10 protein-coding genes and 1 pseudogene are annotated in these 13,993 nt (G+C 58.1%); 3 read left to right on the top strand and 8 right to left on the bottom strand.

Going from position 1 to position 13,993, the window contains the following annotated elements; genetic code table 11:
* Nucleotides 1–326: 326 nt before the first annotated feature.
* From AC1D0N_RS29720 to AC1D0N_RS29705, 4 genes are all read right to left on the bottom strand, one after another.
* Nucleotides 327–1,559: a hydantoinase/carbamoylase family amidase gene (locus AC1D0N_RS29720; RefSeq protein ID WP_477249947.1), complete on the bottom strand. Its 1,233-nt coding sequence runs from the start codon at nt 1,557–1,559 to the stop codon at nt 327–329.
* A 168-nt stretch (nt 1,560–1,727) separates the two neighbouring features.
* Entirely contained in the window at nt 1,728–3,167 is a 1,440-nt protein-coding gene (locus AC1D0N_RS29715) for an amidase (protein WP_477249945.1), read from the bottom strand.
* A 583-nt stretch (nt 3,168–3,750) separates the two neighbouring features.
* Complete coding sequence (locus AC1D0N_RS29710; RefSeq protein ID WP_477249943.1) at nt 3,751–5,163, bottom strand: M20/M25/M40 family metallo-hydrolase; 1,413 nt, start codon at nt 5,161–5,163, stop codon at nt 3,751–3,753.
* A gap of 238 nt (nt 5,164–5,401) precedes the next feature.
* Nucleotides 5,402–6,445 carry a GntG family PLP-dependent aldolase gene (locus tag AC1D0N_RS29705; RefSeq protein ID WP_477249942.1) on the bottom strand — a complete coding sequence of 348 codons (1,044 nt, stop codon included), beginning with the start codon at nt 6,443–6,445 and terminating at the stop codon, nt 5,402–5,404.
* Nucleotides 6,446–6,921: 476 nt separating this feature from the next.
* Between AC1D0N_RS29705 and AC1D0N_RS29700 the strand changes: the two genes are divergently transcribed.
* The 3 genes from AC1D0N_RS29700 to AC1D0N_RS29690 all read left to right on the top strand — a co-directional run bounded on the left by AC1D0N_RS29700 (nt 6,922) and on the right by AC1D0N_RS29690 (nt 11,230).
* On the top strand, nt 6,922–7,389 hold the full coding sequence (locus tag AC1D0N_RS29700) for an Lrp/AsnC family transcriptional regulator (protein WP_477249941.1): 468 nt from the start codon (nt 6,922–6,924) through the stop codon (nt 7,387–7,389).
* A gap of 1,235 nt (nt 7,390–8,624) precedes the next feature.
* Nucleotides 8,625–9,572: an aminotransferase class IV gene (locus tag AC1D0N_RS29695; protein WP_477249939.1), complete on the top strand. Its 948-nt coding sequence runs from the start codon at nt 8,625–8,627 to the stop codon at nt 9,570–9,572.
* 446 nt (nt 9,573–10,018) lie between these two features.
* Complete coding sequence (locus AC1D0N_RS29690; RefSeq protein WP_477249937.1) at nt 10,019–11,230, top strand: glycine C-acetyltransferase; 1,212 nt, start codon at nt 10,019–10,021, stop codon at nt 11,228–11,230.
* Between the two features lie 872 nt (nt 11,231–12,102).
* On the opposite strand, the gene AC1D0N_RS29685 is transcribed toward AC1D0N_RS29690, so the two are convergent.
* The 4 genes and pseudogenes from AC1D0N_RS29685 to AC1D0N_RS29670 all read right to left on the bottom strand — a co-directional run.
* A complete protein-coding gene (locus tag AC1D0N_RS29685) occupies nt 12,103–12,702 on the bottom strand; it encodes a UPF0149 family protein (RefSeq protein ID WP_477249935.1) in 600 nt (199 codons plus the stop codon).
* A complete protein-coding gene (locus tag AC1D0N_RS29680) occupies nt 12,699–12,953 on the bottom strand; it encodes a hypothetical protein (protein WP_477249933.1) in 255 nt (84 codons plus the stop codon). The genes AC1D0N_RS29685 and AC1D0N_RS29680 overlap by 4 nt, the downstream gene beginning before the upstream one ends.
* A gap of 78 nt (nt 12,954–13,031) precedes the next feature.
* A pseudogene (locus AC1D0N_RS29675) lies at nt 13,032–13,757 on the bottom strand (IS110 family RNA-guided transposase); the annotation flags it as partial.
* An 80-nt stretch (nt 13,758–13,837) separates the two neighbouring features.
* Nucleotides 13,838–13,993, bottom strand: a 156-nt coding sequence (locus AC1D0N_RS29670; protein WP_477250003.1) for an ATP-binding protein, incomplete at its 5' end; no start/stop codon positions are given.

Raw genomic sequence — 13,993 nt, 5'->3', positions numbered from 1 at the left:
GCCGTTGCCTGGGATGACCGCCCGTTCACGAAACGGGGTGCTATTGTGGTTTCGATCCCGCAAAGCTGAGTTCAGAGAGCGTTGCCGCCTCGGCAATGTGCTCGTCGATTGGAGCGGCGGAAGGCTAACGGACCCGACACGCCCTCGTAAAGTTGACCAAGTTAAACGCCGCTCAGGACTAGAACTCACCTGATCACGTTCAAACGGCCGCCACCCCGGACCTCGGCCAGCCAAATGAGTATTTCTCGAACGGAAGGTCCCAGCCTCGGCACGCTGGCCGGGCGCTTTTGGGCATCGACTCTCATGGCGCGTCCGCATGCCACCCGTTACCTGCTTTCGCCACGCAGGATCGTCTCGGCGGCATCAGCCAGCACCTGGCAGCCGAGCACCAGGTCGGCATCGTCTGTGTTTTCGGTCCAATGATGGCTGACACCGCCGATGCTTGGCACGAAAAGCATGGCAGCCCTCAGTTTGCGGGCCACGATCTGTGCGTCGTGGCTGGCGCCGCTTGGCATCCTCACGTAAGCGCCGGGTGCATGGCGCGCGGCCGCATTCTCTATCGCTGCCTGGAAGGCTGGATCCATATGCCATGGTTTGCCGGTCGCGGTCCGTTCAATCTCGGCGCGACAACCGGTTCTGATCGCGGTCTCTTCTACCAGTTCCCTTAGTACCGCATCGAGGCGCTCTAGCACTGGCATTTCTGAATCGCGAAACTGGAAAATCATCTCTGCCTTGCCCGGAATTATGTTGCGGGCGCCCGGCTCCAGTGTGATGCGGCCTGTGGTCCAGACAGAGCGCGGGCCAGCCACCTCAGGGAAGCGCTGGGCAATCGCCATGGCCATCGTAGCTGCAGCGACGCCCGCATCCTTTCGGATAGCCATGCGCGTCGTACCAGCGTGATTCTGGATGCCGTGAAAGATAATTGAGTACTGCCAGATCCCGACGATGCTCGTAACAACACCGATCCGCTTGCTCGTGGCTTCCAGCGCGTCGCCCTGTTCTATGTGTGCTTCCAGATAGCCGATGTGGCGTTCCGGTTGCACCAGAGATCGAGGAACGCCGGCTAGGCCGGCCGCACGGAGCGCGTCCCTGAGTGGCAACCTGTGATCGACATTAACCGCGCGGTCGAGATCCGCTTCTTCGATGTCCCCGACGAATGACCGACTTCCGAGCAGCGGAACGTAATGACTTTCTTCATCCGCCCAGGCCACTGGCGCGATGGGAAGGCCCGCGCAGCCCGGCGTTTCCGCGAAAGCCCGGGCGATCTCGAGGCCGTAGATCACGCCAAGCGCCCCGTCGAGCCATCCGGCATGGTTCTGGGACTCTGCGTGCGACCCAATCAGCAGCGATCGCCGTTCCAAGCGCGACATGCCGAATACATTTCCTACCCCGTCGATATAGGCCCGGAGACCCAACGCATCGTATTGCTGCGCAAGCCAGCGGCGGCTGTCGATGTCCTCTTTCGAATAGGTCGGGCGATGGACACCCGTTCGGTACGCGCCGAACTGCGCGAAACGTCTGAGATCCGAGAGCAACCTTCCGGTGTTGATCTTTGGCATCTGCACCGTCCTGGTAGTTGGAAACTAACGCCGACTTTTACCCGGCTGTCGGCGACATGCCGTCACCATGACGTCCATATTGAATTCCGGGCGGCTAGGCCAACTTCTCGAAGCGTACGATATCGGTCGTCAGCTGCGAAATCTGTATCGGAACGCCAAGGGTTATCATCAACTGTTTCCCGCTCGAACCTTTGGTCGCCGTTTGCTCCATGGTTGAGCTTCCTCCAGATCGCGTGCGACCCGTACCAACGTGGCTTCATCACCAAAGCGGCCGACGATCTGAATGCCGATCGGCAGCCCGCTGGCGCTTTGGGCCAAAGGCAACGAGACCGACGGTTGTCCGGTAATATTGAAAACGCCAAGGTACTGATAGAACGAGGCCTCCGCATCCATCCATTCCTCTGCGGAGAGCGTCGGGTTGGTCGCACAGTAGATGCCACCATGTGGAAGGGCCACGGTTGGCATCGAGGGCGTCAGCAGAATGTCATAGGCTTGGATCGCCTCCCCTACTCGCAGCCTCATCGCCCGGAGGGCCTCATGTACTTCTCCCGAATAGGATAACGGCAGATTCCGGCGGCTATGCTCATAAAGCTTGAGATTGACCGGCTCCAAAGCGTCTTGGTTGATACTGCGGCCGATGCTCCGCGCCGCCCTTTCGAGCCCACCTCCGCCGAGATCTGACAAGCCGAGCAATACCCTACTACATTCTTCCGGGTCGTAGGGCCGCTCGATGTCTGTGACCATGTGACCCATTTCTTCAAGAAGTGCGGCCGTCGACTCGACTGCTTGCCGGATTTCTGGCTCCGTCTCAAATGAGCCCCATTTGGTCCTCGCGACCCCAATCCGCAAAGTGCCGGTGGGTTGGGATAGTTCCTCCACATAGGGACGGTTCGGCTGGACGATGATGAACGGATCGCCTGGAGCGGGACCGGAGAATACATCTAAGGCGGCCGCCATATCGCGCACTGTGCGACAGAGAACAAATTCCCGACTAAGGCCGAACTTGGGATCCTGACGGTCCGGACCGCTGGAAGTGCGCCCACGGGAAGGATTCAGCCCTACAAGCCCGCACCAAGCCGCCGGCTGCCGAGTAGATCCGCCACCGTCGCTGGCATGCGCGATTGGAGTGATCCCAGCAGCCACAGCCGCAGCCGCCCCAGACGAAGATCCGCCTGTCGTGCGTTGCAAATCCCATGGATTGCCAGTGATGCCATTGATTATGGTCTCACTCATTCCGGATGCGCCAAGTTCGGGTGTGGTCGTCCTCCCGAGAGTCCGCAGCCCACCGGCGCGAGCTCGACGATAGAAATTGCTGTCGGTTTCGGATCGGAAACCCTTGAAGAGGCGACTTCCTCTTTCCTGCAGGCGGCCAGCTTCGGCGGCTCCGAGATCCTTGCGAAGGAATGGCACGCCGTTGAAAGGGCCTGCGTCCGCGCCGGAGACGGTCTCAGCATCCTCGTAGAACTCGATGACGGCGTTGATGCGAGGGTTAACTTCGTCGTGGGCCTCTCGCGCCAGGCGCGTCAGCTCCACAGCAGTCACTTCGCCTGTGCTGACGAGAGAGGCCAAGCCGGTCGCATCGTGCTCTACGTATTCATTTTGTTTCATGCAAAGAAACCTTTCGCTGTAGCATGCCGCCGCCCGCGCTCTGATCGCGGGAATCGCAGCCGTACGCCACCCAGATTGGTCTCGACGAGATTCGCCTTGATCACGAAATATGGAGCATCGGAGAGGGAGGTTTGTATCAAAATACATCGGTTTTTGAAGCACCGACCGCACAAAGCGGTGCGGTTTGAAATATCGTCAGCCTGTTGGATGTACGCCGGATCTACCTGATTTGGATCCCGAAGCCCGACGTATTTTTTCAATCTGCAGAATCTGTTGCTATTTCTGTTTCACTCTGCGTGTTCCGCAACCTTTTGGGATTGTGGAGGTTGCTAACATGGACCTAGATCGACGAATCCTTAGAACCGGCCCCTCTTTGCCGAACTCGCGGAACGTGTCGGTTCCTCAGCTCCCTGGGACACGAACAGTCGAGGCGGCAGTAAGGTTGCAGAGCTGATGTGCGGCACTGTTGCGATCGAGAGTTATATCGTTTCGGTCGGTCGAAATTGAACCCGCATTCGAGTGCAACCGCAACCTACGTATTGAGTTTCATGCAACACACCTTTCATTATAGCGGGAGTCGTATTTATTTCCCCAGACTCGCCGCCGGCTCATCGATCACGGGTCCACGAAGTTGCAACGAGCCAAGCTCGTGCAATAATGCGGCACCTGTGCGAATCCCGCTGTAGAAGCAGCTGAGTGTCAGATTTTCATTCGGTGCATGATTTGCCTCATCAGGATTCGCGTATGGTGTTTGGAAAGCGGGTATGCCGAGGATCTTGGTGAAAACATAGCAAGGCAGGCTGCCGAAGCCCGCGGGCACCAGCAAAGGCTCCTCCCCTTGCGCAGCGACGAAAGCGCGGCGCAGCGGCGCGGTGAAAGAGGAGGCAATGGCCGTCTTCGAAGGGAACATGCTCCCTTGCGCCACCAACTCCACATCGGGCGCGTGTGTCTCCACATGTGCAGCTATCCTGCGAAGAACGTCTTGGGGGTCCTGCGCTTCAACGAGTCTTATGTCGCATTTCACGATCGCTTCGCTGGGCAGTACGGTCTTGCTACTAGGCCCGCCATAGCCGCCATGGAAGCCATTGATAGTCAGTGTGGGCCGGAAGCAGAGACGCTCGTAGAAATGCCTTTCCTCCGGCGCGTCAAGTCGCGTAAGATTGAGATCCCGCATCAGTGCCGCCGTGTCGAGCGGCAAGCGCTCGACCGCAGTCAGATCCTCCTTGGAAGGAGGTTCAATATTATTGTGGAAGCCTTTAATGGTGATTTCACCGTCGGCATTCTTCATGGTGCCGAGCAGGTGCACCAACGTCCATATCGGATTGGGCACGACGCCACCGAAGTTGCCGGAATGCAGATCCCGGTTAGCATGGCGACAACGCAACTCAAAGGTCACCTCGCCCCGCGAACCGAACTTGATCATAGGTGCGCCGCTCGCATGACGCGGGCCATCGGCGGTGACGGCAAGATCCGCCTTTAGGATATCCTTGTTGGCCCGCACGAAATCGGCAATGTGCGGGCTGCCGATCTCCTCTTCACCTTCCAACAACAAGATGACGTTGCACGGCAACGTGCCATGCGATTTTAAGTGAGACTCAATTGCCAGGATCTGCGCGAAATGCTGCCCCTTGTTATCGCCAGCCCCCCGAGCAAAAAGCCGACCGTCTCGTATAGTGGGTTCAAACGGTGGCGAGAGCCACTTGTCGATCGGGTCAGGCGGCTGCACGTCGTAATGTCCGTAGAGAAGCACCGTCGACTTACCTGGAGCTTTCTCCCACCGCGCCACTACCATGGGATGCCCCGCTGTCGGTACCAAGCTGGCGTCAAGCCCAATCTCCGTCAGCATTTCGACCAGGAGGGCGCCCACTTCGTCGATTCCTATATTTTCAGCGCTGATGCTTCGATGGCGGAGATAATCCATCAGACGTTCGAGAAAGCCGGTACGATTGTGGTCGATATGTTCGAAAACTGCGTTTAGTGCTTCAGAAGAGGCCATATCTCTACTCGTAATCAAAATAGGAAGTCAGAGGATACAGGGAGTCGTTAGCTAGCAGGCGGCAACACGGGTTCGTTGTGTCGGGGGAAGAGTCGACCTGCACGAATCGTCCCACGACTAATTCGCCACCCATGCATTTCTATCCTCCCGCATGCTTGGTTTCCGTCCTCGCCGCCTTTTCACGTACGTCTGCCATTTTTCGGGGTTTGTAGACCTCGATGAAATCCTTGCACCCCTGTCATCGTGGCTCCGCCTGCAGAACGGATCGAATGGCGTTTGCGGTCGCATCGACATCGTCGTCGCTGACAAGATAGTGAAGGACGGCGCGAACGACGCCTTCGCGGAGCGTTCCCATACGCACACCCCGCTGCGACAGCGCCGCCAGGAAGTTTGCGACCGCCAGACCGTCCGGTTCAAGCCGAAAGAACACCATGTTCGTGTCGATGACTGGGGACTCGAGGCGGACGCCGGGAATGTCGCCGATTTTCTCCGCCAGCAACTTCGCCCGACGGTGATCTTCGATCAGCCGGTCCACCATGGTTTGAAGGGCCACGATACCTGTGCTAGCCATAAATCCGGCTTGGCGAAGTCCGCCCCCTAGAAGCTTCCGATAGCGTCTCACCCGGTCGATGAAGGGCCGCGGTCCGCACACCATGGAGCCGAATGGCGCGGCGAGTCCTTTAGACAGGCTGAACATGATTGAGTCGACGTCCTTCGCCATCTCCGCCGGCGTCCTCTTCGACGCGATTGCCGCATTGAAGATGCGGGCGCCGTCGAGATGCAGTGGCAGCCCGTGCTCGTCGGCAAGCTCGCGCACTTGTTTAATATAGGACTCAGGCAGGACACGCCCGCCACGTTGACAGTGCGGATTCTCCAATACGATTACTCCTGGCGGCGCGCATTGGTAATCGCTCTTGTCGCGGATCGCCGAGCGTAGGTTATCCAGCGACAGCCGTCCGTCGATTTCCGTCGGCACGGGGTGCAGGACGAGACCCCCCACCACCGAAACGCTGCCAGCTTCGAAGTCGTAGAGATCGGAGCGATCGCCCACGATCACCTCGTGGCCACGGGGACAATGCGCGAGCAACGCAGTAAGGTTCCCCTGGCATCCGCTCGATAGGAAAGCGGCGTCTTCCTTGCCGAGCATTTTCGCCGCCAATGCTTCCAGGCGATTAAGCGTCGGGTCTTCACCGTAGCCGGCGTCACCCACTTCGGCGTCGAACATTGCCTGCCGCATCTCCTGGGTGGGGAGGGTTACGGTATCGCTGAGTAAGTCTATCATTCTTCTCTTCCATAGTGGCGTTGCGATCAATTTTTGTGCAAATGACCTTCGGCGCCCGATCCAGCGGCAGGGGCAACAGTGCGCGAGGTGTCCGCGCGCGCCTCACCTCAAGCCCTTCTGCTGCCACCGCTCGTAATCTGATCTTGGGAATGAGCCCCGGTTGCAGGAACTCTGAGAATGTCGCAGCCGTACGCCACCCAGATTGGTCTCAACGAGTTCGCCTTCATCACGAAATATGGAGCATGGGCGAGGGAGGTTTGCATCAAAATACATCGGTTTTTGAAGCACCGACCGCACAAAGCGGTGCAATTTGAAATATCGTCAGCCTGTTGGATGTGCGCCGGACTTGCCTGATTGGATCCGGAAGTCCGACGTATTTTTTCAATCTGCATAACCTGTTGCTATTTCTGTTTCATTTTGCGTGGAAAATTGCAATAAATGTTGCGCAATCCTTTGCGATTGTGGAGGTTCCCAACATGGCTGGCATCGCGATGGACGACCTAGATCGAAGAATCCTTACAGCCCTACAAAAGAACAACCGGCTCTCCTTTGCCGAACTCGCGGAACTTGTCGGTTCCTCAGCCGCTTCATGCATGCGTCGAGTGAACAAGCTGCGTTCGGATGGCGTGATCGTTGCGGACATCTCGCTGGTCGATCCGAAGGCCCTTGGCAAATCGCTCACCGTTGTCCTTACGGTAGAGCTAGACCGTGAGCGTCTTGACCTTGTCGACGATTTTAAGCGCGCAATGCGCGCGGCCAAAGAGGTTACCCAGTGCTACATGGTTACAGGGGACGCCGATTTTGTGCTGATCGTGGCCGTTGAGGACGTCGAGGCTTTTGACGTCTTCGTCAAGACAAAGCTCTATACCAACCCCAATGTCCGAAAATTCCAGAGCATGATTTCGCTCGATCGTGTCAAGTTCGACCCTCGGACCACGGTGTAGCTTTCCCGGGGTGGCGCTGACGCCCGCGCTTGATGCGCCTATTATACGTCCAGCTTCGGATTGAACTTTCTTGACTTGGAACTGTTGCGATCCAGAGCGCCATCCGACGCTGCGTCGAACCGCGAAATTGCAATACTCCGAAGGGGCCTCGGGCCCGCCAAAGGAGCACTGTGCACAACCGCCCCGGAACTCTCAGGTTCGTGACGGAGGGGCATGCGCGCGCGTGGCCTCGGGGACGCCGCTGCCCCTAGGTAGTATGTCCCATCCCTGCCTTAGTCATTCTATCTCGTGTTCTCGGTGCTGGTGGTGTCGGCGTTAACACTTTAACACTGCCTATTGCTCTGCCCGAAATGGCTTGTCGGTATGCCCTGTCGATCGCCAGTCAGCCGCGGCCTCAAGACAAGCTTCGCAAACGGCGGTCAGGTCTCGGTTAGCCATGCAGAGCCGCGCACGTCTGCTCTTCGGCCACGTTTCGACTTAACCCATGGCTCTGGATTGCGCGACCTGGAGTGTCACCAGAGGCAGCAGGGCATCATCCATCTCTGGCGCGATTTGCGAGGAGTCGAGGCGGGAGCAAGGTTGCAGAACTGATGTGTGCCACTGTTGCCACCGAGAGGTTATCGGCGTCGATCGGTCGGTCGGAAATTGACCCGCATTCGAGTGCAACCGCAACCAGATCGTGGGAGCGACATACACGGTGAAGATCATTCGGGGACGCCCCTGAAGTACACGCAGCGCTCGCGTGCGCGGCCAAGAGGAGTGGCGCGGTTCGGAGCTTTAACAGCGAGGTCATGCAGTTGCTTGGCGACGACTGCGTTCGCTAAGTGATTGTCTGCATGGGCAGCTGCTCGGCGAGGCTGTCACGCTGCGCGGAGGCTGTTCCCTGGCGCAGGCCAGTCGAGAATGCGACGTTCTGGAAGGGCCTCAACCCCCATGACATCCTCGAGTTCGCTGGGAGAGCCCGGCGCCGCCTTTGAGTTTAGCTCGGCAGACGGGCCTAACCCAGACCAAATGGTTTAGGCGACTGCCTGACCGATTCATTTCACTTCTTTCCGACGAATGACTATTGCAGCTCGCCGATCGTCTGAATTTGGTGCCCAACGTCGCGTCTCCCACATCACCATCGCCGGTGCCGTAGCGATGTCTTCCAGCGATGACCATACGAGCGACTTTCGAGCGCAAGCTCTAGCGCATTTCTTGACCTGGCCGAGTAAACGGATCGGAAAGATAGACAAATGACACAGCTCTTACCTGTTCTTCCAACCGTCGATGAGCATCACGTTGATGGACGTCGGTATCCTGACGGGGTAGCATTCATGGACGGGCAATACCTGCCGATGTCCGAGGCGAAGATCTCCGTGCTCGATTGGGGTTTCCTCCACTCGGACGCCACTTATGACACAGTCCATGTCTGGAAAGGCAGGTTCTTCCGGTTGGACCTGCATCTTGACCGTTTTTTTGCGGGGGTTGAACGCCTTCGAATGAAGCTGCCTTACGATCGCAAGAAAATCGAATCTATCCTCACAGCGTGTGTCGCTTTGTCGGGTCACAAATCCGCGTACGTGGAGATGATCTGCACGCGCGGTTCATCGCCGACATTCAGCCGCGATCCCCGCCAGGCGGAGAACCGCTTCATCGCGTTTGCTGTCCCTTTTGGCTCGGTTGCCAACAAGGAGCAGCTGGAGAGAGGCTTGCACGTCGCGATCAGCGAGACCGTTCGTATCCCCCCTAAATCGATCGATCCCTCGATCAAGAACTATCATTGGCTTGATCTCGTGAAGGGTCTTTTTGACGCCTACGACGTAGGAGCCGAGACAGCACTGATACTCGATACGAACGGGCACATTGCGGAGGGACCCGGCTTCAATGTGTTCCTCGTAAAGGACGGCTCGTTGAGGACGCCTGCATTTGGGGTGTTGCCGGGCATCACGCGCCGGACTGTCTTTGATCTTTGTGTCGAGATTGGGCTCTCAGCGACGGCTGCTGATATCAGTCGAGCTGAGATCAAAGAGGCTGACGAGGTGTTCATAACCTCGACTGCCGGCGGCATTATGCCTGTGACACGTATCGACGACGCCGCGATCTCTAATGGGCAGGTTGGGTCCGTCACCCGCCGGCTCACGGATCTCTACTGGCAAAAGCACGATGATCCGGCATGGTCGACTGCTGTCAGCTACCCGTGATCGGAAATGAGCATGCGACAGCAACTTGGCGAGCGGCTTCGTGACGATCGCCATGAGCTGTCATCACACAAAGTCGAGCAGGCGCGCTTCGGCGGGCGTCGCCCCTGGATATCGTGGATTGGACGAGGCGCATCGACTTCTCCTGCTGGGGAGACCGGTCGGAGGACGAGCGCGATCCGCGAGGGTGCTGCAACTTTCTGCGCCGCGGGCTCGCGCCACACGCTGACGACGCTTACCTCAACGAAGCGACCGACTCGTCCATCTCCCGGGTAGTGATGATGTCGATTTGCTCGGTGTCACAATCCCTGTGAAATATGACGGGCCCGGAGATAGCTACGTTACCAATTGCCTCGTGGCGCACGAGGTTGAGCGAAATCCACAGCGGTTACCCCTCGATAATGAGCGTCGGGCCGTCAGTCATACATGTACTTGTGTAGGAGGTATCCATGCCATTTCCTGCGGAGTTGCCGATGAAGAACGCTTTCACTGCCTATCTGTCGGCGGAACTGGCTGCGTTGAAGTCTGCGGGGCTCTACAAATCCGAGCGCGTCATCACCTCGACGCAGTCGTCCACGATCGAAGTCGCGGGTGGCAGCAAGGTCCTAAATTTCTGCGCCAACAATTATCTCGGGCTCGCGGACAATGAAGATCTACGGGACGCAGCAAAGGCTGCGCTCGACCGCTATGGATACGGTATGGCGTCGGTCCGCTTCATCTGCGGCACGCAGGAAGTGCACAAGCATTTCGAGGCGCGCATCTCCTCATTCCTCAAGATGGAAGACACGATCCTCTATTCTTCCTGTTTCGACGCCAATGCCGGTCTGTTCGAGACGCTGCTCGGCGAAGAAGACGCCATCATCTCCGACGCGCTGAACCATGCCTCCATCATCGACGGTATACGGCTCTCAAAAGCTAGGCGTTTCCGCTATGCCAACAATGACCTGGCCGCGCTGGAAGAAGAGCTCAAGAAGGCCGAAGGCAGCCGCTTCAAATTGATCGCGACCGATGGCGTCTTTTCCATGGACGGCATCATCGCCAATCTTGGTGGCATCTGCGATCTGGCCGAGAAATACGGCGCCATGGTCATGGTCGACGATAGCCATGCGGTCGGCTTCGTCGGCAGGCATGGGCGCGGCACGGCGGAGCATTGCGGCGTCGAGGGCCGCATCGACATCATCACTGGCACGCTGGGCAAGGCGCTTGGAGGCGCCTCAGGTGGCTACACGTCAGGCAAACGCGAGGTCATCGACTGGCTTCGCCAACGCTCGCGGCCGTACCTCTTCTCCAATACGCTGATGCCCGCCATTGCAGGGGCGTCGCTAAAGCTGTTCGACCTGATCGAGCATGGTGATGCGCTGCGCGAAAGGCTCTACGCCAATGCCAGCCGCTTCCGCTCCAATATGTCGAGGGCCGGCTTCACGCTGGCTGGCGCCGACCATCCGATCATCCCTGTGATATTGGGCGACGCGACTATCGCGCAGCAGATGGCCGAGAAGATGCTCCAGCGAGGCATCTATGTAATCGGCTTCTCCTTCCCCGTGGTGCCGAAGAGTCATGCCCGCATCCGCACGCAGATGTCAGCCGCACACTCGAGTGCGGATATCGACCGTGCCGTGGAGGCCTTCACTCAGGTGGGCAGGGAAATGGGATTCATCTGATTTCCAACATGATTGGAGACTGCGGGGCCGTCCACATGCGGTAATCGCGGGAGCGACTCGCCCTGAATACATCATAGCCTTGGAGGGTGGCTGTTCCCCGATAGGATGGAATACGCCGGACCCAAGCCGACTGCGATTTCAACCAAGCCGTCTCCATACCCAGCTAACCTCATCAAGTGCCCATGAGCACGTAGAGAACGCAGGCACCCGAAAGCGTCGATAATTCTCACAACCGAGCCGCGGCCCTTGACCCATTAAAGAACACTATCGGTCATGGGCGTGAATTCGGCCGGTGGTGCGAACGAACTTCCGCCAGGGGGTCATCTTCCGACATTCCGCACCGGGCTAAATTAGCTTGCAGCAAAGTGCGGAAGACTATCGGCGGCGGCCCGCCTACTCCGCCCGTTGAAACTACGCACACGAGGCGGGCCGTTTTGAAATTTGTTATGGCACAGGACTTGATTGTTCCGTCCCCGGCGTCGGCTTCGCCGGCTTGCGGGGCCCTGACGAGAGGCCAAATCGGCCGGGGACAGGCAATACCCGGTTCTTGCGATTGGTTGAACGGGCTATTCCTCGAGTGGAGGCCTAAGTCCTACGGCGCGACGATCAACATGAGATTCGTCTCACGTTGATTGCCGCGCCGCACTGCAGGATGTCTCTCTTGATGTCGTTTCTGATGGGATCGCAACGCAAGGCACCTACACAAAGATGGGCCGGACTATATTTTCGAAGAGCAGTCTGCTTTGCCTTGGATAGAGGCGATAAATTTACTCTATAGGAGATCAACTCGTTAAGTAAGCGATGCGCCAAGGCACCTTTCCCGAAATCGTCTTGATGGTTAGATCGCTCGTTGGTCCGCGCGGCGGCGCCGATCACTTCGGATCGTCATAACGGGTGACGTAGTGGAGTTCGCGCAGGGCGGGGATGACGAGGGCGATGTCTTTGTAGGCCTCGTGCTCGATGAAATGCGCGGTCTCGGGCCCCGGCCTGGGCTTGCCGAGGACGGGCCTCCCTTTTTTGTCGACGCAGTAGATCAGGATCGGCAGCAGCAGGCCGTGGTTGGGGTTGTCGAGGTCGAGTAGCCGTTTCCATTTTTTGATGTTGAGATTCATGGCCGCGTGGAATCCCTGGCACCACGGCCGAGGGTCGATGCCGCCGCTGGGCTTTGTGGCGAATCGAGGCGCATAATCCTGCGGTCTGTCGAAGAGCGTCTCGTTGATCCGGTTGTGGATCCTGGCGACGCTGGCAAACACGGCGTGATCGGTTGCAGACCCTTTGGCCAAGACGTCGCGCCGCAACCCCATGAGCGGGCACATCCAGTATTGCGGGTCCGGGAACCGCGGCCCGGTGACCGCCGCCGTTACGAAGCCATCCAGCGCCGACATGGTCCGCACCAGCGGGCGGTTGGTCTTGGCGGCCATCCAGGCCTCGAGCGCCTCGTCCGACAGCGCCATGTCATCGAGCGCGCTCATGCCGCCAAGGAGAGCTGCATCTCTTCGCGGCGCACCCAATTCCATATGTGGACGGCTCCCACTTGCAAGTGTTTTTTGCGGATATTTTTGATCGGATCGCTTGCTTCCATATGTACGGCCTTTGTGTGTGGTCGCACATGACCACTGGCCAAGATGGTTTCCGCAACGCGTGTTCCTAACACGGCAACGACCTCGAAAGGCCACTGGAATTGGCGGAGTGTCACGCGTCTTGGATCGATCGATCGCACCATCTGCTTTTCTCTTGCAAGTTCACAGCATCAGCTCAACACGGTAGCATTTTTATCGTGCTCGCCGTGGTGGCCAATTTCCTAAATTGCCTGTGTTTGTTCTTCCGGTCGCCGGTACGTTTCGCCGCTCACCATAAGCTTCCAGGCAATTCGGGCGATCTTATTCGCGAGCGCCACCGCCACCAGCTTCGGTTTCTTCCGTTGCAGAAGTTCGATCAGCCATCGGGAAGCATGTCTGCTTCGACCGGTTCTGACATGCTGAAGAAGGGCAGTTGCGCCAACCACCAATATGCTCCTCAGCATTTCGTCGCCAGCACGTGTGATCACCCCCAGTCTGACCTTGCCTGCGGTCGAATGGTCTTTGGGCGTAAGTCCTATCCAGGCGGCAAAATCGCGACCAGACTTGAACGTTCGGGGATCTGGGGTCTTCATCATCAAAAGCGATGCGCCGACCGGCCCGACGCCCGGAATTTCGGCCAGGCGCCTGCTGCATTGATCGGAGCGATGCAACGCGGTTAATTTCTCCTCGACGACTTTCGTTTCGGCAAGCAAATCTCGATACTCAACGCCATGCATGGCAAAGAGCTCGCGGGCCAATTCAGGCAGGGCTTGATCAGCCGCAATGCGCTCCAATAGCGGTTCGATCCGGCACATGCCGGTGGCCGCGACGATGCCGAACTCCATGGCAAAACCGCGAATAGCATTGGCAAGCTGTGTCCGATTGCGGATGAGTCTCTCCCGCACACCGACCAGCATTAACGCAGCCTGCTGTTCCGCGCTCTTTACCGGCACGAAGCGCATGGTGGGTCCCCGCGGGTCACTTCAAATTCCTCCATGTAGGGTCAGTCAAAATCCCCCACCCGCAAGACAGGACAGAAGTGGACTTGTTAGTTTGACTTTGTTTCCCGAGCAAGGGCTTCAGCGGCCTCTTTGAGGCGATAGCTGCGTCCATCGAACTCAAGCAGATGGCAATGATGCATCAGCCGATCGAGTATCGTCGTGCTCATGGTGTTGTCTCGCAGATATGTCCCCCAGTCCTGCAC

It is taken from the genome of Mesorhizobium sp. P2_E10, from assembly GCF_056404235.1.
Note: the sequence above shows the minus strand (reverse complement) of the source record. Positions and strands in the feature narration are given on the sequence as shown.

Excerpts from the sequence above, each read along its gene's own strand:
- AC1D0N_RS29720 (WP_477249947.1), bottom strand. The coding sequence starts at position 1,559 with ATGCCAAAGATCAACACCGGAAGGTTGCTCTCGGATCTCAGACGTTTC.
- AC1D0N_RS29715 (WP_477249945.1), bottom strand. The coding sequence starts at position 3,167 with ATGAAACAAAATGAATACGTAGAGCACGATGCGACCGGCTTGGCCTCT.
- AC1D0N_RS29710 (WP_477249943.1), bottom strand. The coding sequence starts at position 5,163 with ATGGCCTCTTCTGAAGCACTAAACGCAGTTTTCGAACATATCGACCAC.
- AC1D0N_RS29705 (WP_477249942.1), bottom strand. The coding sequence starts at position 6,445 with ATGATAGACTTACTCAGCGATACCGTAACCCTCCCCACCCAGGAGATG.
- AC1D0N_RS29700 (WP_477249941.1), top strand. The coding sequence starts at position 6,922 with ATGGCTGGCATCGCGATGGACGACCTAGATCGAAGAATCCTTACAGCC.
- AC1D0N_RS29695 (WP_477249939.1), top strand. The coding sequence starts at position 8,625 with ATGACACAGCTCTTACCTGTTCTTCCAACCGTCGATGAGCATCACGTT.
- AC1D0N_RS29690 (WP_477249937.1), top strand. The coding sequence starts at position 10,019 with ATGCCATTTCCTGCGGAGTTGCCGATGAAGAACGCTTTCACTGCCTAT.
- AC1D0N_RS29685 (WP_477249935.1), bottom strand. The coding sequence starts at position 12,702 with ATGAGCGCGCTCGATGACATGGCGCTGTCGGACGAGGCGCTCGAGGCC.
- AC1D0N_RS29680 (WP_477249933.1), bottom strand. The coding sequence starts at position 12,953 with ATGGTGCGATCGATCGATCCAAGACGCGTGACACTCCGCCAATTCCAG.